The organism is Streptomyces sp. NBC_00388, assembly GCF_036061255.1.
GTDB lineage: Bacteria > Actinomycetota > Actinomycetes > Streptomycetales > Streptomycetaceae > Streptomyces.
This window is the reverse complement of the sequence record NZ_CP107948.1, coordinates 450,635-470,441: the sequence shown is the minus strand read 5'-3', so window position 1 is coordinate 470,441 and position 19,807 is coordinate 450,635. Positions and strand designations below refer to the sequence as shown.

Here is a 19,807-nt window from a genome sequence, read left to right as displayed (position 1 = left end):
GTACCGGACACGCCGGGGCCGCGCCTCCGGTATGGAGGCGCCGCCCGCCCACGGGTGGTGGTGGCAGGTGTCCTGTCGGGGACCGGGCGCCGCCCGCGGTGTGCGGCGCGTGGGCGAAGAGCGCGTCAGACGCCCTTCGGGTACTGCTCGAAGCCGAAGCGCCGGTCGAACTCGTCCTGGCGGTCCTTGTCGAAGAAGCGCACCATCTTGACCATCGGTCCCCAGCGTTCGTCCAGACTCATGCCCTCGATACTGAATCCGTGCTTGAGCTGGAAGATCATCGCCGTGCGGTTGCTCGGGTGGTGCTCGGACGTCACACGCTCGTAGCCGAGTGCCCGCAGGTATTCCAGCAGCTTGACGTAACAGAGAGCGGCGACGCGCTGTGCGCGGTACTCGGGCAGCATTCCGCTCGTGCCCAGGTAGAAGGTGTCGGGGTCCGCCATCCGGCCCTTCAGCCAACCCATCAGATTTCCCTCACCGTCCTCCATGAGGATCCGCTCCTGGTGGAGCGTCCGGTACTGCGTGACCAGCTCCTCCGACTTGGGGCGGTAGGGGTAGGCGTCCCGGTCCGGGAAGACGGACGCGTAGATCTGACCGACCGCTTCCCGGAACGTCACTTCGTCGACGCACCGGCCGACTCCGCTGCCCGCGCCCGGCAGCCGCACGGGAAAGAAGCGTGAGCGTATGTCGTCGATGGTTTCGGCGGTTTCGATGGCGTCGAGGGTGTCGGAAGAAGGCATGGGTTCACCTGAGTTGGTTCGTGTCATGGACGGGCGGCACTGTGGCCGCGGCGGGCAGCGCGGGACTGCGTGGCGCGGTCCGTACAGTGGGAAGGGCGACGCCGGGGTGGTCCCGATCCCCGTACGAGAGGGCCGGGTTGGGGCGCTGGCTGGTGCTGACGGCAGGAGCGCCTGGCTTCCGGAGTGCCGGGGAACTGGCAGGTCACCTGTAGGGATGCCGGAAGCCGGGCGGGGGGAGACCGGGATCGCCGGGTTCCGTCTGGGAGGACGGCAGCCGGGTGGCGATGGTTCCATTGATCAGCCGGTCAGTCGGCCGACAGCGCCGGGCGGGTGTGTCGCGGGGTGTGTTCTCCCGACCGCGTCCGGGCGCACGGCAGCCACTCGCCTCCGCTCCCTGCCCGGGGCCCCCGGCACCCACCGCCCCGCGCCCGCGCCGACTGCCGCACGACGTGTGGAACGGCTCGTCAACTTCTGCTTCCTGGCTCTGGATGACGTCTCCTTGCGTTTTTCGCATCACAGGATCCGATGCCAGAGTCGGCGGAAAAGTTCATCGCCCGGGCCGGCCAGTCCCGTTCCGTCCCACCCGTCGGCCTCGACCGCCCTTCGACATCGGTGTTTTCCAACCGCACACACCGTCAGGGCGAACCCGGGCGGCCTCTGGGGCTCTACCCGACACCAGTTGGTTCACCAGGACCGCGAAACTCGTACTGAGCGCTTCCGGCCCGGCCCACGTCACACGCTGCTCAGGACAGCAGAGCCGCCGCGAGGTCGCTGGGCCGGGCGGCGAACGGGCTGTGACTGCCCGGAAGCGTACGCACGGCGAACCGACGGCCGGGCATGGCCCGGTCCGCTTCCGCGATCATCAGATCCTGCACGGCGGGGGGCAGGGCCCGGTCGGCGGCGCAGCGCACGAAGGTCCGTGGTATCCGGCCCCACCGCGGCGCGGTCACACCGACCGGGGTGGTCGCGATCGCCAGCGGCAGATCTGTGCTCAGTGCCGAGCGCCAGCGGTCGAAGTGGTCCGGTGGAGTGTCGTGGTAGTGGGTCTGCCGCAGTTCCTCGACGTATGCGGGGTCCGTCGAGAGGGGGTTGATCCGTATGGCACCCAGCACCTCGGGGTCACCGACGGCGAGGCTCCCACCGTGTGCGGTGGCGTTCTCGGGTGAGCCGAGGTAGTCGGAGAACCGGGGCCGTCCCGCCGGGACGAAGGCCGTCAGGTAGAGGAGGGCGTCGACAAGCTCGGGCGCCCTCTCGGCGGCCAGGGATGCGGGGCCGCCGCCCGCGCTGTGCGAGACGAGCACGACACGGCGGTACCGGCGGACCTGGCGCAGTGTGTGCACCACATTCTCCGCGCAGTGAGCCATCGTCACCGAGGCGAGCGGGGATTTCTCGGTCAGCAGACCAGGCTGGCCGGGCAGCAGGTACCCACTGGGCAGTGGTGCACCGAAGCCGTGCCCTGGCAGGTCGACGGCCACACTCGCGGCCCCGAGTCCGGCGAGCGCGCGCTGCGTGGCCGCCCACTGTCCGGAGCTGTGCCAGGCCCCGTGGACCAGGACGAATACAGTGTCGGCGGAGGAGAGTTCTGTCATGACCGCATTCCACGTGACCCCGGCCCGGCATTCCAGCGCCAGATCTGGAAAGCTGTCCCGCGATACTCAGGAGATATGGCCGGGAGGCTGACATGGAGGCACGGCACCTTCGGTACGCCCTGGCCCTCGCCGAGCACGAACACTTCGGACGGGCGGCAGGCGCCCTGGGCATCGCGCAGCCGCCGCTGTCCAAACAGATCGCCGACCTCGAACGTGAGGTGGGGTCCCGGCTGTTCGACCGCACCCGCCAGGGTGTGTTCCCGACGGCGGCGGGTGCGGCTTTCCTCGCCCGGGCGCGCAAGGCGCTCGACGAGATGACGGCGGCCCCGGTCGACGCGGCCAGGGCCGCACGTGGCGAGACCGGCCGACTGCGTATGGGGTTCATAGGCTCGGCGCTCCTCGAACCCCTGCCGGACGTGATCGGCCGGTTCGGCCGCGAGCGGCCCGATGTGCGAATGGAGTTGCACGAGATGGCGACCAGCCGCAGTACAGCCGCGCTCGTCGCCGGTGAGCTGGACGTGGCGATCACCCTGGGCCGGCCGCGGGGAGCAGGGGCCGAACATGTGGTGTCGGTGCCGATCGGACACGACCACTTGGTCGCGGTCGTGAGTACCAGGCACCCCTACGCGGGTCAGCCGTCGGTGAGCGCCGACCAGTTGCGTCACCAGCAGCTGATCGTGGCGCCCGGCGAGGACGAGCCGGCCGTCATCGCCTGTCTGCACAAGCTGCTCGGAAAGGACTCACCGGCTCTCTCCGGTGCGGCCGTAGCGAGGGACATCCACACCATCATCGGCCTCGCTGCCTGCGGGTTGGGCGTGGGGCTGGGGCCCTCCGGCATGCTGTCGGCCCCGCGACGCGGCACATGGTTCTGCGAGGTGACTCCGCGTACGGTGCTGCCCGATCTGGTGCTGTCCTTCGGCGTCCGGGACCGTTCCCCCGTGCTGAACGCCTTCCTCGACGTCGTTCGCGCGACCTGTCCGGACGCCGGCGCGGCACTTGACCGCCGGCTCGGCCCACACGGCGAAGGCGGGCCACTGCCGGTTCAGGCGTGAACCGGGTCTGCGGGAAAGCCGCGCGCCACCCTCAGGGGCGGCCACTGCGGTGAGCCCATGCCGCACACTTCCGCAATTCTTGTCGTCGACATGCGGAACGAGCCGGTGGCCATCGCCCACCGGGCCGCTGAGACCGTGGCGGTGATCGCCCGGCTGCGCGAGCGAGCCACGACCGCCCCTGCGCCGGTCATCACGGTTCAGGACCAGGGCGCCGGGACGGGAAGGGGGACCGAGGGCCGGCAGGTCGTGCCGGAACTCGCGCCTGCCGATGACGAGGCTGTCATCCACAGGACCACCCCGGACAGCTTCCTGGACTCCGATCTCGACAAGGTCCTGAAGGCACACGGAGTGACCGAGGTGGTGGTCACCGGATTCGCAACCGAGATCTGTGTCGACACCACGACGCGACAGGCGCTGAGCCACCAGTACGACCTGGTGCTGGTTGCCCACGGGCACACCACATCCGTCCGGCCCGACGGTGACGCGTACGCCTCGCCGGAACGGTCGATCGCGCACCACAACGAGATCTTCCGGCACCTCGACTTCCCGGGACGCAGGATCCGTGTGCTGCCCGCCTCCGCAGTCGACTTCGCGGCGGTTCAGCAGCTCACACGGTAGGGGCGGTGGGGTCAACTGCCGGACGGAGCGATTGCGAGCGGGCGCTCGGGGTACCCATCCCATTCCACCTTGAGGAGGTCGCATGGCCATCGCAGCAATCCGGACTCTCGTCCTTGACTGTCCCGATCCCCACGCACTGGCCGCGTTCTACGCGGGGTTGCTCGGAGGAGAGATCAGGGGCGATACGGACGCCGACTGGGTCGACCTCCACGTCGGCACTGTCCAGCGCCTTTCATTCCAGCGCGCACCGGGATATGTCCCGCCCACGTGGCCGAGCGCCGACCATTCCCAACAGCTTCATCTCGATCTGGACGTGGACGACATGGAGGCACGGGAGGAGGAGGTCCTGGCCCTCGGTGCGAAGGCCCTGGACCTCGATGACGAAGGCGGGCAGCGCAACTTCCGGGTCTACGCGGACCCGGTGGGACACCCGTTCTGCCTCATCCGGCCCGTATGAACCGGTGCCTCCCGCAGAGTTGCTGCGTGAGGGGACCGGCGGCGTGGGCCGCGTCCGTCCGGAGCGCGTCTGCGGGAGGCCCGCGCCGCCCGCAGACGCCCGTCCGATGAGGGGGCGTGGGCCGGTGCCTGTCGGGCCGGGCCGTCACGCGGACACGAGGCTGCGCATGCTCACGAAGGGGCGTCGAGGGCGCGCGCCCACTCCCCGACGGTGGTGACGTCGGCACGCCGGGCGAGGAGGTCGTTCAGAAGAGTGTCGTGCAGTGCGGGGTTGGGGTCTGCGCAGGCATCGGACAGGACAGTGATCCGGTAGTCGAGGTCGGCCGCCTGAAGGGCGGTGGACAGGACGATGCCGCCCGTGGCGATACCGGCCAGGACGAGGTGGTCGATCTCCTGAGCGGCCAGGATCTGCTGGAGGTTGTTACCGGCGAAGGCGCTCACCCGGTTCTTGTGGATGACGATCTCACCCTCGGCGGGCGCGACGTCCGGATGGATGTCGGCGCCGCGGTCGTCTGCCGTGAACAAGTGCGGCGGGAGGGCGCCGAAGGTCTTGTTGCGGGGGTGAGCGTCGATGTGTCCGGGACGCAGCCGCAGTGCCACATGGACGACGGGGACACCGGCGGCGCGGGCCGTCTCGATTGCGTGCACGGCGTGGGGCAGGTAGTCGGCGGGCATGTGGTCGAGGTGGTTGTGCTGAAGGTCCATCGCGAGGAGTGCGGTGCGGGCCATGGTGGGTGCCTTTCGTTCCGCTGTGGTGCCGGTCGGGGACGCGGTGAGGTGAGTGCTCACGGCAACGGCAGGGGCCGTACAGGAGTGAGGAGGCGGGCCGTGAAGGATGCGTCGGCCTCCCGGCTCCCTGATCAGTCGTGGGTCAAGCGCTCCAGTACGGCCATGGTCGCGATCACAGCCCGCCGTTCTTCTTCCGTGCACTTCTCCTGCAACTCACCGGCGAGCCATTCCTGCCGGGCCTGCCGGCCCTCCGCCACACGCCGGTGGCCTTCCGCGGTCAGTGCGATCAGCAGGCGGCGCCCGTCATCGGGGTCGGAGCGCCGTTCGACCAGACCCAGAGCGGTCAGCGAGACGACTGTCGCCGTCATCGACTGGTGACGCACTCCCTCGGCCGAGGCGAGCTCACTGGCCGTGACGCCCTGTTCGCCGGACAGGCGGGTCAGTACCGACGCCTGTCCCAGAGTGATGTCCTCGGTTTCGGCGGCATTCAGGATGCGGCGCCGCAGACGGCTGATGAGCGTACGGATCTCTCGCGAAGCCTGGACTGCTGAGGGCGACGGGCCCGGGTTCTCGTGCACGACCTCCACCGTAGATCCCACAGCCTCAGGTGTACAGTTTTACCTGTACACCTGGGTGGGGTCCGCTCTGGTGCGGCCGGGGAGCCGGGGCCGGGTGCCGGCGGCGCCGCCGCTGCGCAGGGCTGCGGCCAGGTCCTACAGCCGTGGGAGCTGTGCGCCGCGCGACCGGATCTCCGTCAGCGGACGACGTCGAAGACGTTCTTCTGCAGGCCGTTGGAGTAGGCCTCATGTTCGACCAGTCGCAGCTTCTGCGTGTCCTTGTCCGTGGTACTGAACAACCGTTTGCCCGCGCCGAGCAGCAGCGGATGGACGAGCAGGTGGTAGCGGTCGATCAGGCCCGCGTCCGAGAGACCGTGGTTGAGGGAGACGCTGCCGTGGACGATGATCGGGCCGCCCTCGGTCTCCTTCAGGGTGGCGACCTCGTCGAGTGAGCGCAGGATCGTGGTCTCACCCCAGTCCGGGACCAGGTCCGCGTCGGTGAGGGTGGTGGAGACGACGTACTTCGGCATCGTCCTGTAGCCGGCGAACTCCTCCATGCCCGGCCACACCGGGCTGAACGCCTCGTAGCTGACCCGGCCCATGAGGATCGCGGTGGCCTCCTGCTGTTCCCGCCCCTTGATCTCGAATGCCTCGGGGGCGAACTCGACCTCCTTGAACGTCCATCCGGAGTTGCGGTACCCGGGCTCACCGCCAGGGGCCTCCACCACACCGTCGAGCGAGATGAAGGCGGTGCTGATCAGCGTACGCATGAGTCTTCCTTGCCGTGGGGTGTCGGTCTTCGGCTGTTTCCCGCGCTGCCGGTGCTGCGATCCGGGCATCCGGTCGCCGGGCGGGCCGGTGCGGATGGTAGCCGAAGAGCCCGCTCAGCCACCGCTCCCAGACGGCATCTGCGCTCTCCGTGTCCCTCACGAACAGGGGGGACATCAATCGGTCACGGGTGCTCGTGCTGCGCGTTATCGCCGGGTCACCGACCGGATCCAGGCGAGTTGCTGGCGGATCTCCCCGGCCTCGGCGATCTTCTCCCGGTCGGACCCGTCGAAGACGCCGAGGAGGGTCTCGGTCCCGCGTGGGGCGATGCTCATGACCGGGCCGCCGGAGTCGCCGCCTGCAGGAATCCCGGAGACCTTCTCCATGCAGAAGTCCGTGGCGCCCGGGGCGGTGTGGCCGTAGCACCGGGGGTCGTCCGGCCGTACGACCCGCAGTTCCGACTGCTTGAGCACGGGGGACTGGCAGGTGTTCTCGTCCCCGGTGCAGGTGGCGCCCCAGCCGTACTGCCGCAGGATCAGGCCGGGGTGGACATGTGCCGTGGCCAGGCGTGCTGTGCGGACCTTCATCGGCGGGACTTTGATCAGCATCATGTCGGCGTGCGCGCTTCCCGCGCGCCGGCCGGGCAGCGGGCGGACGGTGGTGCCCTTCCGCATGTCGAGGTTGCCGACCCGGAACGAGATCCGCTTGTCGGCGACCGGCTGTGCCTGCTCGAAGAAGCAGTGCGAGGCGCTGATGATCCACTGACGTGTGACCGCCGTCCCGGTGCAGACCGGTTTGCCGTCGACGAGCATGCGCACCGCCCACGGGGCGTAGGTGCTCTTCGAACCGCCGATCACGGCGTAGGCCGGCGCGGACGACACCACTCCTCCCGTCACCAGCAGCAGGGCGGTCAGCAGCAGTGGACGAACCCGGTGCAGCATCCGGATCAGTTCCTCTCATCGGGGCATTCGGTCGTACACGTGGTGAGATGCCCTGTGCGGACGAAAGGTTCCGAACCTGGTCTGCCGGAGTGGGGAGTTGGTGAGGGAGCTGCTTCCTTCGGATGCGGAATGGCCTGCCGGTCGCGGTCAGTCGGCCTTCCTGACCGGGGAGACGTAATCGCCTGCCGGAGTGCGGTGCCACCAGGCCCGGGTCTCCCGCCGTTCCCGCCGGTCGGTGTAGCGGTAGCGGTAGAGACGGGCACGGAGGTACGTGGGCGCCGATGCGGGGAAGGGGTTGGTCCGCAGGAGTTTCAGCACGGCCGGGTCATTGTCGAGGAGCTTGGTGAGGAGTCTCCTGAACCAGGGGTCCGCGTAGGCGGGGGAGATGGCGGCGAACCACATGAGCCAGTCGAGCCGAAGATGGTACGGCGCCACCTGCGGGACCAGACGGCGGACGTCACCGGGTTTGGCCTTGAAACCGTACTCCTTCCACTGCGTGGTGTCGGTGATCGCCCTCTCATCGGTGCCTTCGATCACGATCTCGTGGCGGGTACGGCTGATGTTCCCGAAGGCGCCGTAGGTATTGACCAGGTGGAGAGAGCCGAACGAGTAGTTCATCATCTGATGGCGCGAGAGCAGATTGCGGACCGGCCAGTAACTGAGTACGGCCACCAGGGCGACGACCGCGAGGACGAGGCCCTCGAACCACACGGGCGGAGCGGCGAGGGGTACAGGCCCGTGCAGCGACAGCACGTCGGCGGCCCGCGATCCGTCGATCGCGGTCACGGCGAGGAGGATGGTCAGGAAGTTGAGCCAGGCGAAGTTCCCCGATGCCACGAGCCACAGCTGCGTGAGGAGGATGACGCCGGCAGCCACGCTCGCGACCGGTTGCGGGGCGAACAGCGCCACCGGGGCTCCCAGCTGCGCGAAGTGGTTCGCGGCGGTCTCCATCCGGTGCAGCCTTCTGGGGAGGTTGTGGAAGAACCAGCTGAGCGGGCCCGGCATCGGCTGGGTCTCGTGGTGGTAGTACAGGCAGGTCAGATCACGCCAGCAGGAATCGCCCCGCAGTTTGATCAGGCCGGCGCCGAACTCCAGGCGGAACAACAACCAGCGCAGCAGCCACAGGGTGAGGACCGGCGGCGCCGTCTCCTCATTTCCCAGGAAGACCGCCAGGAATCCTGCCTCCAACAGCAGCGACTCCCACATGAAGCCGTACCACACCTGCCCCACATTCACGATCGACAGATACAGCACCCACAGCAGGGCCCACACCAGCACGGACGCCCACAGGGGAACCCGGTCGCCGGCCCCGGCCACGAGGGCCGCGGAGAGCACCACACCCGACCAGGCGACCATCGCGAAGAAACGGTCGGAGTAATGCAACTGGAAGACGCTGGGTGACTTACGGAACGGCACCGAGGCGATGAAGCGCGGCGCCGGGAGCAGCCCGTGCTCACCGATCAGGGCTCTGAACTGGTTGGCCGAACTCAGGAAGGCCACCAGATACAGCGCGGCCAGGCCCCGTTGGAAGACCAGCCGGCCCAGCCAGTATCCGCTCTCCGTGAACCACTCCACAGCGGCCTCCCGGGGCAGAATCACCTCATGGCTCGGATATGCGCGGGCCCGTGCGGGAACCCGGACGCCACACTTCTCCCCGCTCCTTCGCGCGCCCGATCCGACCGGGATACCTGGTCCCACGGTGCAGCAGTACGGGGGAGTGCGCACCTCACCGCGGCCATGGGGGCGGTCCTGGTACCCACGGAGCGCCCGTGGTCCGGAGGCGATGCGGCCGCCCGGTCAGCCGCGCGATCGCGCCGCCCCCGTACCGGCCGCCACCGTCCCCCTCTCCTCCATCGCCACCCTGGCGGAGGAGAGGCGGACGGGGCCGATCGCTCAGCCCTCGACGCTGATGCGCGTTCGCTCCCCCCGTGTCGTCACTCCTGGCGCAGGCTCATGACCAAGTCGCGCGGCAGGCCGTGGGTGTCGTGGAGGTAGTGGAAGTCCTCCTCTCCCAGAGGGCCTTGGAACCGGGGCCTGGAAAGCACGCGACGGCCGCGTTCGAGGAGCGTCCTGAACCGGTTCTCCTCATCGATCAGGAACCGGCGTACCTCGTCGGAGTCCCGTTCCTGTCGGAAGTGGTCCAGTGTGTGCGAGACCAACTCCTCCGGCAGGTCGCCCAGACCGCGCGACGGGTCGTCCCGCCACAGCACGGTGAGCACCCGTCGCACCAGCCGGCGCAGCACGTAACCCCGTCCGGTGGCGGCCGGGCGCACCCCGTCGCCGAGTACCACGATGGCGGAGCGCAGATGGTCGCAGGCCAGTCGCAGGGACTGTTCGTCGAGTGTCCACAGCGTCGGCACGAGATGGCGCCAGGGGTCGAAGAGGTCGCACTCGTACACGGACGATTTCCCCTGGAGCAGCGAGGCCAGCCGCTCCAGGCCGAGCCCGGTGTCGATGTTGCGCTGCGGCAGCGGGACGAGCGAGCCGTCATCGAGGCGTCGGTAGCGCATCATCACGTGGTTCCACACCTCCACCCAGCGGTCGTCGCGGGTAGGTGTCGACCGCGGTGGTGTGTCGCCGCTCCAGAGGAAGATCTCCGAGTCGGGGCCGCACGGGCCGGTCGGCCCGTTGGACCACCAGTTGTCCTCCACGGTGAGCTCCACGGGAACGCCGAGGTCCTGCCACAGCCGGAGGGAGGCGGTGTCCTCTCCTGTCCGGTCGTCGCCGCCGTGGACAGTGGCGTGCAGCAGCCTCGGATCGATCCCCAGCCCTTCTGTGAGCAGCCGGTACCCCCAGTCCAGACTCGACGGACCCTCGTAGTCACCCAGTGACCAGGTGCCGAGCATCTCGAAGACGGTCAGGTGGGTGGCATCGCCGACCTCCCGCAGGTCCGTGGTGCGCAGACAGCGCTGCACATTGACCAGCCGTCTGCCCAGCGGATGGGGGCTGCCCTCCAGGTACGGCGTGAGGGGATGCATCCCGGACGTGGTGAACAGCACCGGGTCGCCGGGCGGTGGCAGCAGTGTCGAGCCGGAGATCCGGCGATGACCGCGCTCCTCGAAGTACTCGACGAACGTGCGGACGATCTGCTCCGTGTCCATGGTGTGGCTCCTTCGCGTCATAGCGGGGGAGGCACCGGAGAACGGGACCGCGCGAAAATCGCACCGGCGAGAGGAAGGCAGGAGAACGCCTCGTAACCACCGACGGACCGTCTCCGGTCGCCGGTGGGAAAGGAAGGAAGTCAGGCGGCGGCAACCGGCGAGCTGGTCGCTCGCGCGGTCGCGATGATGCTTTGGCCGGTGACGTTCATACGGCGACCGTACCGGTCGCGGCTCCCCGGGGCACACGAATTTCCGCCGGGCGGCCCGACCCGGGCCCGGCACGGGACGGTCCTGGTCGCCCGCAACGCGCCTGCGTGATCAGAGCTTCCAGGGTCCGACCCGGCGCAGGCGCCGGCGCTGCTGGACCGCGGCGGGAACGTCGAGACCCTGACCGCGTTCGGTGAGGCGGTCGGCCGCCGCGGTGCGCAGTTCGACGGGCTTGTGGTCGTCGTACTTGAATTTCGCCCGTACGCCGGTGACGTGCAGGCGCAGGCCGCGGATCCCGGACAGCATCCGGCCGTACGGCGGTTGGCCGACTGCGACGGTGGCGTGATCCCCGTCCGGCTGGAAGTGGGCGAGCTGGCGGCGCAGCAGTTCTGCCTTGGCCTCCGGGGCGTCGACCAGGTGGGCGGTGCAGGTGAACTGCACGGCCGCGTAGTAGCTGGTGGGGACGCCGTCGGTGGGCTCGGTGCCGGGCGCGGCGCGCCAGGGGGCGGGAATGAAGGCGTAGTCGCCGATGATGGTGAAGGTGACGTTCGGGTCGCGCTCGATCGCCTCCCAGACAGGGTTGGGGCGGGCGAGGTGGATCAGCAGATCGCCGCCGTCGCTGCTGAAGTGGGTGGGGACGACGAGGGGCGGCCCGCCCGCCGGGCCGTTGACGCTCAGCTGTCCGAAGTCATGCCCTTCGGCGATCCAGGTCTGCCATTCGGCCTCGTCCAGGCCGGCATCCCAGGGTTGGACGAACATGCTGGTCTCCTAGTGAGTCGGTGCTGGGGACGAGGGTGGCGGGCGAATGGGGTGTCAGGCCAGGGCCAGGAGGCTTACGGCGACGGCGGCGGCTCCCAGACCGACGAGCTGACCGCGGTGGAGACGTTCTCCGAGCACGCTGCGGGCGAGCAGGACGGTGCCGGCCGGGTAGAGGGCCGTGATGACGGCGACGACGGCGAGGTCCCCGCTGCGGGCGGCGAGGAGGAACAGCAGGTTCGCCACCGAGTCCAGCACGCCGGCGGAGGCCGAGAGCGCGTAGGCGGGCTTCTCGGAACCCAGGCGGCGGCGGAACAACGCGGCCGCGGTCAGGGTGACAGCGGATGACACCGTCCGGCCGACGATCAGCGGGCCGACACCGCTGTCGGCGGGTGTCTGGTGCAGGAAGACCAGTTGCAGGGCGATCGCGGCGCCCGCGCCGAGAGCCAGCAGCAGTGCGGTACGCGACGGGCGCGTCGCCCCCGCGCCCTGGCCGGCGCTGACCAGCACGACTGCCACCAGCGCGAGCGGCAGACCCAGCATCCCTGTCAGGCCGAGATGCTCGCCCTGCAGAAGACCCACACCGACCGGCAGCACGGCAGAGACCAGCGCGGTGACCGGGGACAGCACGTTCATCGGGCCGATGGCCAGGGTGCGGTAGAGCATGGCGAACGCGGCGGCCGAGGCAGCACCGGACGCGGCGCCCCAGGTGAGGGTCCGCGCGTCGAAGGAAGCGCCGAGGAACGGCCACAACAGCAACTCGACCGCGAGTGAGGCCGGGGCGGCGATCATCACGGTACGCAGTACGTGGGCCTTGCGGGAGCCGAGGCCGCCGAGGAAGTCGGCGCATCCATAGGTCAGTGAGCTGGCCAGGGCCAATAGCAGAGCGAGCACGGTAATTCCCTCACTCCTCTCCCTCGCTGTCTCGATGGAACGACCAAACAGTACAATGTTCCGACCGGCGCCTGTCAACCAAGCGACCGGACGGTGCAGTGAAGTGTTCCCACGGGAGAAGGGTGGTCGTATGGCCGAGGCCGAAGAGGCGCTGCGGACGCTCGCACGCAACGTCAGGGCTGCCCGCAACCGTGCCGGTCTGTCCCTGGACGAACTCGGACGACGGGCGAAGGTCAGCAAGGGCGCCCTGGTCGGCCTGGAGAGGGCCCGGGGAAATCCGAATTTCGCCACCTTGGTCCGGCTGGCCGACACCCTCGGTGTCTCGGTCTCCGCACTGCTGGAAGGGCGGGCGGCGGAGCGCGTCCGCGTCGTGAGCGCCGACGCCGTCATGCCGCTGTGGACCGGTGAACAGGGCAGTGAGGCCCGGCTCATGCTGACCACCTCGGGGCCGGCCCCGACCGAGGTCTGGCGCTGGCAGCTCCGGCCCGGCGACGAGTATCCCAGCCACCCCCATCAGGCGGGGGTCGTGGAAACCGTCAGCGTCACCGCGGGGCGGATGACACTGGTCGTCGACGGCGACGAGTACGCGGTCGGAGCGGGGCAGACCGCGACCTTCGACGGCGACGCCTCCCACGCGTACCGGGGCACCGGCACCGAAACCTGCCACCTGATCATGACAGTCCACCTCCCACCGGGTCCCGCCCCCGCCTCCTGACTGCGCAGCGCACGGATGGAGTGAGCGCTTCAGAGGCGGCCTCGGCACCACAGCGAAGTGGCCGTTGGCGGCGCGTGATGTCAAACAGCCCAGTGCCGGGAGAAGTTGAGGACGGGAGGGCGGCTGTCCCGTGGAAGGGCGAGACCGCCTGACGGAAGGACCGTCCCCCGCGAGCGCCCAGGCGCGCAGGGCGGTGGATGCCGGGGTGCGCCATCGTGGGCCTGTGCTCATTCCCCGGCTTCTGACCCGTCAACGCCCGGTACCCCGTCGCTGTCCTCTGTGGATGCCGCGAGCTCCAGGGCCGCTGTCATGGCCCCCAGGTGGATGCCGAGCTCCGTCCGGTGGCCCGGGGTGAGGTCGACGGTGAGCGCCTTGGCGTAGAAGTGCGGGGCGGCCGGGTGGTGGATACGGCGCAGCACTGAGGCGTGGACAGCGGCGGAGAGGGTGGAGCCGTGCACCGTGCGTTCGAGGTAGTAGTCCACGGTGCGACGCCATGTCGCGGGGGAGTGGTCATAACCGAGCCGGGCCAGTGTCGCGGTCAACTCTGCGGGGGAGAGGGTGCTGCCGAGCATGAGGGTGTCCGCTTGTTTTGCCACCTGGTAGTTGCGTGGGTGGTCGCCGTCCTTTTCCATCAGGCGGTCCAGGCGCCCCAGATCCGTGTCGTACCGGTCGGCGAGTCGGTCGAGTGCTATCCGGGACAGACTTTCGTAGCCGGCGAACTGCGAGATGACGCCGTCGTGGAAGGGGACGAAAAGACGTCGTGAGAGGTGATCCCAGAAGAGGACCTCGTCGTTGCCGACGGCGACATCCTGAGCGAGCGCGTCCCGGCGGTGTCCGGGCAGGGCGTCCCACAGAGCCACGGCGAGGTGGAGGGTGCTGGCCGCCATGACGTTGGTGTAGGCGTTGTCGTCGATACCGGGCGTCGTGTGCCGGGGGTAGATGTCATGGAACTCGTCCGGCCCGACGACGTGGCGGAGGTGAAAGCGCCCGGTGTGAGGGTCGTGGTCGCTGTACGTGGCGTAGAAGCGGGCGATCTCGAAGATCATCTCTGCGCCTCTGGTGTGCAGGTACGTGATGTCGCCGCTCTGGCGGGCGTACCGGGCGACGCTGTGGGCGAGCGCGGCCCCGACGTGCTGTTGGAGCGCGGTGTGGTCGCGCTGCCAGCGTCCACTGAGCGGGTTCTTGACCCAGGGGACGGTGACTTCGCTGCCGTCATGGCCACTCTGCCAGGGGTATCGGGCACCTTCGGAGTGGTGGGAGCGGGCTTCCCTGCGGGCCGCCGAGAGGCGTCGATGGCGGTAGTCGAGGCAGGCCCGGGCGGCAGTTGGGCAGGTGTGGGAAAGCCAGGCGATGGCACTGGTCTCGTCCCAGAACACGCGCCCGTGATACTCCTCTCCGTGCAGACCGCGGGCCGGAAGGCCTGCGTCGATGCGGGCGGTGTGACTGTTGATCACTTGATGGAGGTGGAAGCAGTACAGGCGCAGGATGTCCGCGCGGTGCTGATCGGCCGGGCGGGGGGTGCTCTGCCAGTGCGCTCGCCATGACCGGGTGTGGGTGGTCAGGAGTTCCTCGACCCGAGGAACATCCGCCAGGTCGGCAAGTACGCGTTCACGGAGGGTATCCGGCGGGGTGGCGTGGCCCGTGCGCAGCGCGGTGACCTTGTGGACGGTCGCCGGACGGTCGGGAGCGACGTGGCATCCCCGGGCCGTGTGCACGTCCCTGCCTCCCGGAACCCCGTCCGGGGGCGTGGCAGGGCTGCTGCGCGGGATCGACACAGCGCAGGCCAGGGCGATGCCGACGAGCGAGCGTGTGGTGTGGCAGGTCAGCCAGACCACGCCGTCATCCGTCGGGTCGGAGAGGGTGAAACCGGTGAGATGCTGGGTGTTGAATCCGTCGTATCGGTCCACCTGTGCGTTGTGCTGGCAGGCGTCGATGCCGGCTTCGACGCGTATCGGGCCGCTCCAGTTCTCCGGCCGCACGGTCAGCTTCTGCACGGCCAGGTGAGGGTGGTCGGCGTGCACGGCCCGCTGTTCGTGCAGGCGGGTGCGGCGTCCGGCAGGGTCTTCGAGATACAGGTGATGGTGCAGTATGCCGTGGTACAGGTCGAGGACGTAGCGCTCGTCGAGGGTCTTGTTCGTGAGGCTGGGAACGAGGGCAGTTTCCTCTCCTCCGGCTGGTGCGGCGTAAAAGCATTGCAGAGGAAGCCAGTTGGGGAGGCGGACCGCCGACTCGACCGTTACGCGTTCGCCCTCGATGACGCAGTCGGTCGCGTTGTAGATACCGGCCGCGTAGGTGCCGGGATAGCCGGCCGAGGCGGGGGGATCGAACGCGGCGGTGCCACGCGTGGCGAAGACTCCGTTGCCCAGGGTGCACAGGGTGGCGAACTGCTCGCGCCGTTCCGGGCCTTCCGAAGCGGGCCGGAACGTCCATTGCCAGGATCCGTCGCTTGTCATGCCGGAGATGTGGCCGGCCGCGCCCGGGTGCACCGGTGCCATGGCGATTTCCTTCTCATGAAAGGAGCTGGGCCAGGTCGTAGACGAGGATGTCCGGCTCTTCGGCGAGCAGGCGGGGCGCCTGTCCGGAGCGGTCGATGGCGATGACCGGGGCGAAGCCGCCCCGGCGGGCCGCACGCAGGCCACTCGGTGCGTCCTCGAATACGGCGCACCGGTCGGGACGGGAACCCAGCAGTGTGACGGCGTGGAGGAAACAGTCAGGTTCGGGCTTCCCGCGCAGGCCCTGCCGCTGTATGTCCGTACCGTCCACGATCACGTCGAAGGTACTCGACAGGCCCGCGCCGAGCAGAACCTGACGGCACGAGGCGCTGGCCGAGACGACCGCGAGAGGTATGCCGCGGTTCTTCAGCCGGCGGAGAAGGTGCAGCGTCCCCGGGTAGGGGTCGGCCCCCTCGCGCGCGAGCATGTCCGCGTACAACTCCCGCTTGCGGGCCACGATGCCGGCTGCTGTGGCCCGGTGCGGGTTGTCATTCGCCTCCCCGTCGGGCAGCAAGCAGCGGCGCCGCGCGGCGAACTCCCTGAGCGCCGGCACGGGCGGCAGCCCGTCCAATTCGTGGTAATCCGCGGGGGTGAACACCCCTTCTCCGAGTGTCGTCCGGATGGCCTCGTGCCAGGCGCGCCGGTGCTGCAGCTCGGTCCTGGTCACGGTGCCGTCGAGGTCGAAGACGCAGCACTCGATGTCATCGAGGAGGTGTGCCGGTATGGCTGGTGTCTGCACGGCGGGTACCTGCGTGTCAGTTCAGCGAGGTGGCGCGCAGTACGAAGTCCGGTCCGCTGCAGTACTGCTGGACCTCGGCGAGGAACTCCTTGGCCGGCGCACCGTCGACGTGGACCCGGAAGGCGTCCTCGTCCGCGTAGGCCTCGTTGATGTAGAAGCGGCTGGGGTTCCACTCGTCGGCGAGGATGTCGAACCGCTCGGTTCCGGGCTCGGTCTTCAGGGATCTCTCGTGCGCCCGGAGTCCAGCTGCGCGGAAGGCGTCGTGCTTGTCCCTGTCGACGATGAAGGAGACAACAACCTCGTACATATGGGGATCCCTTGATGTCGTTTCGCGACAGGCCGGTGTGGACTGCGAACGCACTCAATGCACCATGACGGACCGTGGGTGGGCGAGATTAATGCGCCATGCGGGTGAGCCGCGCGCTGTTGTCACGCAGGGTCATGGCTGCGGTTGGCTCCCCCGGGGATCGCTTCTAGGGTCGAATCATGGACGCAGAGATCACGCCTGTATCTCCCCACGCCTCCTTCACCGCCACCGCGGGCATGCTGCGCCGGGTAGCGCTCATGTTCGTACGGGACAGTGCTGCGCGCGCGTGGGAGGCGCAGAAGAAGCACCAAGCGCGTGACGGGAACAGCGAATACCAGCAGGATCACGGGTATCAGCTGCCCGAAGGGCGTACCGAGACGGACCTGGTTCGGCAGGTCAAGGAGCAGACGCGCATCCTTGCCGAGGAGTTCCCCGACCATGAGGACCTCGCCGCGCGCAGTGTCTCCTATGCCGACGGTTTCGCCGATCCCTCGACCGCTGCCCCCCAGCACTTCGAGAACCTGCAGGCGTTCCTGGAGGACCGCAACCGCGTCGACCCTTCAGCGCACCGGGGGCGTGGTACGGCCGAACTGATCTTCGACGGCGACCGGATCACCATCGACCTGCGCGGCAGCTCCACACGGGGGGACCCGCCGAGGGTGACAGCTCCCGGCTACCTCAGGGAAGTGGCCCGTCTGCTTGCCACTGCCCGGGCCGAGGGCCGCAGCCTGACGCACGCCGAGGAGATAGCCGTCCAGTTCGCCTACCTTCTCCTCGACCAGGGCCAACGGGCCGACGAGGACTACCAGCTGTGGGGCGTGCCCGGCTTCCGTGAGCACCAGACATTCCTGTCGATCACCGATCCCGGTGAGGGGCACATCCAGGGGAGCACCCTCCGCGCGCCCTATCTGGACGGCACGGTCGTGCATGTGGAACACATCGAGCGGGCCGAGAGTGAGGACCGCGACGTCTGTGAGCCCTACCGGCTCCCCTCGATCCGCACGATCGCCCGGGTACGGCTGCACACCGGTGTATCCGCTCCCCTCTCGGTCTATGTGGGCCGGCCCATGTTCGAAGGGGACTTCGACGTCTCGCGCGTGAAGTCCGTGCGGTTCATGGCAGCCGCGTGCTCGACGCTGTTCCAGGCAGGTGCAGCGGAGTGCAAGATCTCCATGGAACACATGACGGCGCGGGAGGCCGTCTGCTTCATGCGCGCCGTGACCGCCGACACCCTCATGAATCCCCACCGCCAGACTCTCTCCGCAGCCTTCAACCTCAACACCCCGTTCACCGACGACCGGGGTCCCGGGAAACCCCGCAGCATCGAGAACCGGCTCGCACTCGGCCGCCTGGGCATCGAACTGACCCGGCGAGGCGGTTTCGGGAAGGTCGCCTGGGACGGCGCCGGGGACTCCCACCCCAGCCGTCCCATCATCGGTCAACTGGGCCACGCCACAGCTGCCACCCTGGTCCACGAGGCCCACAGCGCCGGCCTGCTCACCTACATGTCGGCAGGGATCAGCTTCGACGAGCTGCCGGACGTCGTCCACACCGGTGTCGACGCGGTCGGAATCGGCAGCGCCCTGCACTACAAGGACGCGGATACGGGCTACCACGGCCCGTTCATCGAGGAACGCATCACCCGGCTGCGCAACATCCGCAACGAGGCCGAAGCCTCGGTGCGGGGGCAGGCCGCGCGTCTGCTGGCCCGCCTCGACCGTATGCACTACGAGGGCTCGTTGAGCACCGGCGACCGGGCCCACCGGGCCGAACTGGCCGACGCAGTCATCACCCACACGGCCGGTGACGCCGCGGACGAACGCCTGCGGCATCTGCTGGAACAGCTGGAACACGTAGCGGCGCTGCCCAGCGACACCCGCCACCCCTACCTGAGCTGGACCACGCGCCTCGTGGACGCCGGCGAGACATCGCTCGCCGCCCGCAGCACCGAGGCCGGCTGGAGTGACCAACTCGACCTGCTCGAAAGCCTCGCCGCGCAGGGAGACCTCGAAGAACTCCATGTCCGACTGCGCGAGATCTCCCCCGTCGCAGCTCCCACAGCGGTCTCCTAGTCCCGGCCCCCATTCCCGGTCCACCGGGCCCCTTCCGCCGGACGCATCGAAAGAGGCACGAAATGAAGCACACCGAGACCAGCAAGCTCATCCGCCAGGACGTCGAGATCGGCCGGCTGGGGCTGGGAGGCGTCGCGCTGGGCGGCCTCTACGAGCCCGTCGAGCACGACCAGGCGGTGGCGACCGTCCGTACCGCCCTCGACCGCGGGGTCCGCTACCTCGACGTCGCGCCCCTCTACGGCACGGGACTGGCCGAACTGCGGTACGGCGATGCCCTGCGTGACGCCGACCGCTCTGCCTACACGCTCTCCACCAAGGTCGGACGACGGCTGGAGAAACTCCCCAACGGGGAGCACCGGGACCCGGTCGCCATGTTCGAAGGCAGCACCCCCTACACCTTCACCTGGGACTGGTCGAGCGACGGACTCAAGCGAGGGCTCGAAGGATCCCTCGAACGCCTGGGGACCGACCATGTGGACATCGTCTACTGCCATGACTGCGACTTCTACGAGAAGGAGGAGAACACCACCTTCGACGACCGCACCGCCCACCGGGTGTTCGAGACGCTCGACGACCTGCGTTCTCAAGGCCTGCTCAAAGCCATCGGATTCGGCCTCAACCTGGACGACTTCCTGCTGCGCATGGTCAACAACCTCGACCTCGACGTCATTCTCTGTGCGGGCCGGTACACACTTCTCGAACAGGGCGCTGCCCGCGAACTCCTTCCGGCCTGCGAGGAGCGCGACGTCTCTGTCGTCATCGGCGGCCCCTACAACTCGGGCTTGCTTGCCAACCCCGACGAGAACGTCCACTACGAATACGACGACGCACCTGCCGAAAAGGTCGAGCGTGCTCGCGAACTCGCCGAGATCTGCAAGGGCCACGACGTACCCCTCCAGGCCGCCGCCCTCCAGTTCCCCCTGCGTCACCACCAGATCGCGGGCGTCCTCGTCGGCTGCAAGAGCCCGCAGGAGATCACCGAGAACCTCGACTACTTCAACACCGACATCCCCAGCGCGCTCTGGTCCGAACTGGACGACTTCAATTCCGAAGGCCAGTAGCCCTTCCCGCCAC

The 19,807-nt window shown here is 68.8% G+C and carries 19 protein-coding genes; 6 read left to right on the top strand and 13 right to left on the bottom strand.

The annotated features are described in order from the left end of the window. Window positions 1–125 precede the first annotated feature (125 nt). Both OG917_RS02245 and OG917_RS02240 read right to left on the bottom strand, forming a co-directional pair. Window positions 126–740, bottom strand: coding sequence for a GNAT family N-acetyltransferase (locus OG917_RS02245; protein ID WP_328315789.1), 615 nt, complete (start codon window positions 738–740; stop codon window positions 126–128). Window positions 741–1,483: 743 nt separating this feature from the next. After that, window positions 1,484–2,329: an alpha/beta fold hydrolase gene (locus OG917_RS02240; protein WP_328315788.1), complete on the bottom strand. Its 846-nt coding sequence runs from the start codon at window positions 2,327–2,329 to the stop codon at window positions 1,484–1,486. 92 nt (window positions 2,330–2,421) lie between these two features. On the opposite strand from OG917_RS02240, the gene OG917_RS02235 reads away from it, so the two are divergent. From OG917_RS02235 to OG917_RS02225, 3 genes are all read left to right on the top strand, one after another. Continuing rightward, window positions 2,422–3,381, top strand: coding sequence for a LysR family transcriptional regulator (locus OG917_RS02235; RefSeq protein WP_328315787.1), 960 nt, complete (start codon window positions 2,422–2,424; stop codon window positions 3,379–3,381). Window positions 3,382–3,438: 57 nt separating this feature from the next. Beyond that, complete coding sequence (locus tag OG917_RS02230; protein ID WP_328315786.1) at window positions 3,439–3,999, top strand: isochorismatase family protein; 561 nt, start codon at window positions 3,439–3,441, stop codon at window positions 3,997–3,999. Window positions 4,000–4,081: 82 nt separating this feature from the next. Further along, window positions 4,082–4,456, top strand: a complete 375-nt coding sequence (locus OG917_RS02225) for a VOC family protein (protein ID WP_328315785.1) — start codon at window positions 4,082–4,084, stop codon at window positions 4,454–4,456. 170 nt (window positions 4,457–4,626) lie between these two features. On the opposite strand, the gene OG917_RS02220 is transcribed toward OG917_RS02225, so the two are convergent. The 8 genes from OG917_RS02220 to OG917_RS02185 form a co-directional block, all read right to left on the bottom strand. Then, window positions 4,627–5,184, bottom strand: coding sequence for a cysteine hydrolase family protein (locus OG917_RS02220; protein ID WP_328315784.1), 558 nt, complete (start codon window positions 5,182–5,184; stop codon window positions 4,627–4,629). A gap of 131 nt (window positions 5,185–5,315) precedes the next feature. Beyond that, window positions 5,316–5,762, bottom strand: coding sequence for a MarR family winged helix-turn-helix transcriptional regulator (locus OG917_RS02215; protein WP_328315783.1), 447 nt, complete (start codon window positions 5,760–5,762; stop codon window positions 5,316–5,318). Between the two features lie 176 nt (window positions 5,763–5,938). Then, entirely contained in the window at window positions 5,939–6,511 is a 573-nt protein-coding gene (locus OG917_RS02210) for a dihydrofolate reductase family protein (RefSeq protein ID WP_328315782.1), read from the bottom strand. Window positions 6,512–6,715: 204 nt separating this feature from the next. After that, complete coding sequence (locus OG917_RS02205; protein WP_328315781.1) at window positions 6,716–7,450, bottom strand: S1 family peptidase; 735 nt, start codon at window positions 7,448–7,450, stop codon at window positions 6,716–6,718. Window positions 7,451–7,597: 147 nt separating this feature from the next. Continuing rightward, complete coding sequence (locus OG917_RS02200) at window positions 7,598–9,025, bottom strand: lipase maturation factor family protein (protein WP_328315780.1); 1,428 nt, start codon at window positions 9,023–9,025, stop codon at window positions 7,598–7,600. A gap of 359 nt (window positions 9,026–9,384) precedes the next feature. Then, window positions 9,385–10,551, bottom strand: coding sequence for an alanine--tRNA ligase-related protein (locus OG917_RS02195; protein ID WP_328315779.1), 1,167 nt, complete (start codon window positions 10,549–10,551; stop codon window positions 9,385–9,387). Between the two features lie 318 nt (window positions 10,552–10,869). Beyond that, window positions 10,870–11,517, bottom strand: a complete 648-nt coding sequence (locus OG917_RS02190) for an FMN-binding negative transcriptional regulator (RefSeq protein ID WP_328315778.1) — start codon at window positions 11,515–11,517, stop codon at window positions 10,870–10,872. 54 nt (window positions 11,518–11,571) lie between these two features. Beyond that, window positions 11,572–12,408 (bottom strand): EamA family transporter, encoded by an 837-nt coding sequence (locus tag OG917_RS02185; RefSeq protein WP_328315777.1) that lies wholly within the window; start codon window positions 12,406–12,408, stop codon window positions 11,572–11,574. A gap of 130 nt (window positions 12,409–12,538) precedes the next feature. Between OG917_RS02185 and OG917_RS02180 the strand changes: the two genes are divergently transcribed. After that, window positions 12,539–13,123 (top strand): helix-turn-helix domain-containing protein, encoded by a 585-nt coding sequence (locus OG917_RS02180; protein ID WP_328315776.1) that lies wholly within the window; start codon window positions 12,539–12,541, stop codon window positions 13,121–13,123. A 227-nt stretch (window positions 13,124–13,350) separates the two neighbouring features. Here the strand turns inward: OG917_RS02180 and OG917_RS02175 are convergent, their stop codons facing one another. Genes OG917_RS02175 through OG917_RS02165 form a run of 3 tightly spaced genes read right to left on the bottom strand, consistent with a single transcriptional unit; the run spans window position 13,351 to window position 16,661 of the window. Beyond that, window positions 13,351–15,618 (bottom strand): glycoside hydrolase family 65 protein, encoded by a 2,268-nt coding sequence (locus tag OG917_RS02175; protein ID WP_328315775.1) that lies wholly within the window; start codon window positions 15,616–15,618, stop codon window positions 13,351–13,353. A 13-nt stretch (window positions 15,619–15,631) separates the two neighbouring features. Beyond that, on the bottom strand, window positions 15,632–16,354 hold the full coding sequence (locus OG917_RS02170; RefSeq protein ID WP_328315774.1) for an HAD family hydrolase: 723 nt from the start codon (window positions 16,352–16,354) through the stop codon (window positions 15,632–15,634). A 16-nt stretch (window positions 16,355–16,370) separates the two neighbouring features. After that, on the bottom strand, window positions 16,371–16,661 hold the full coding sequence (locus OG917_RS02165) for a putative quinol monooxygenase (protein WP_328315773.1): 291 nt from the start codon (window positions 16,659–16,661) through the stop codon (window positions 16,371–16,373). Window positions 16,662–16,840: 179 nt separating this feature from the next. Between OG917_RS02165 and OG917_RS02160 the strand changes: the two genes are divergently transcribed. After that, window positions 16,841–18,733 (top strand): hypothetical protein, encoded by a 1,893-nt coding sequence (locus OG917_RS02160; RefSeq protein ID WP_328315772.1) that lies wholly within the window; start codon window positions 16,841–16,843, stop codon window positions 18,731–18,733. 62 nt (window positions 18,734–18,795) lie between these two features. Further along, entirely contained in the window at window positions 18,796–19,794 is a 999-nt protein-coding gene (locus OG917_RS02155) for an aldo/keto reductase (RefSeq protein WP_328315771.1), read from the top strand. The last annotated feature ends 13 nt before the right edge of the window (window positions 19,795–19,807 follow it).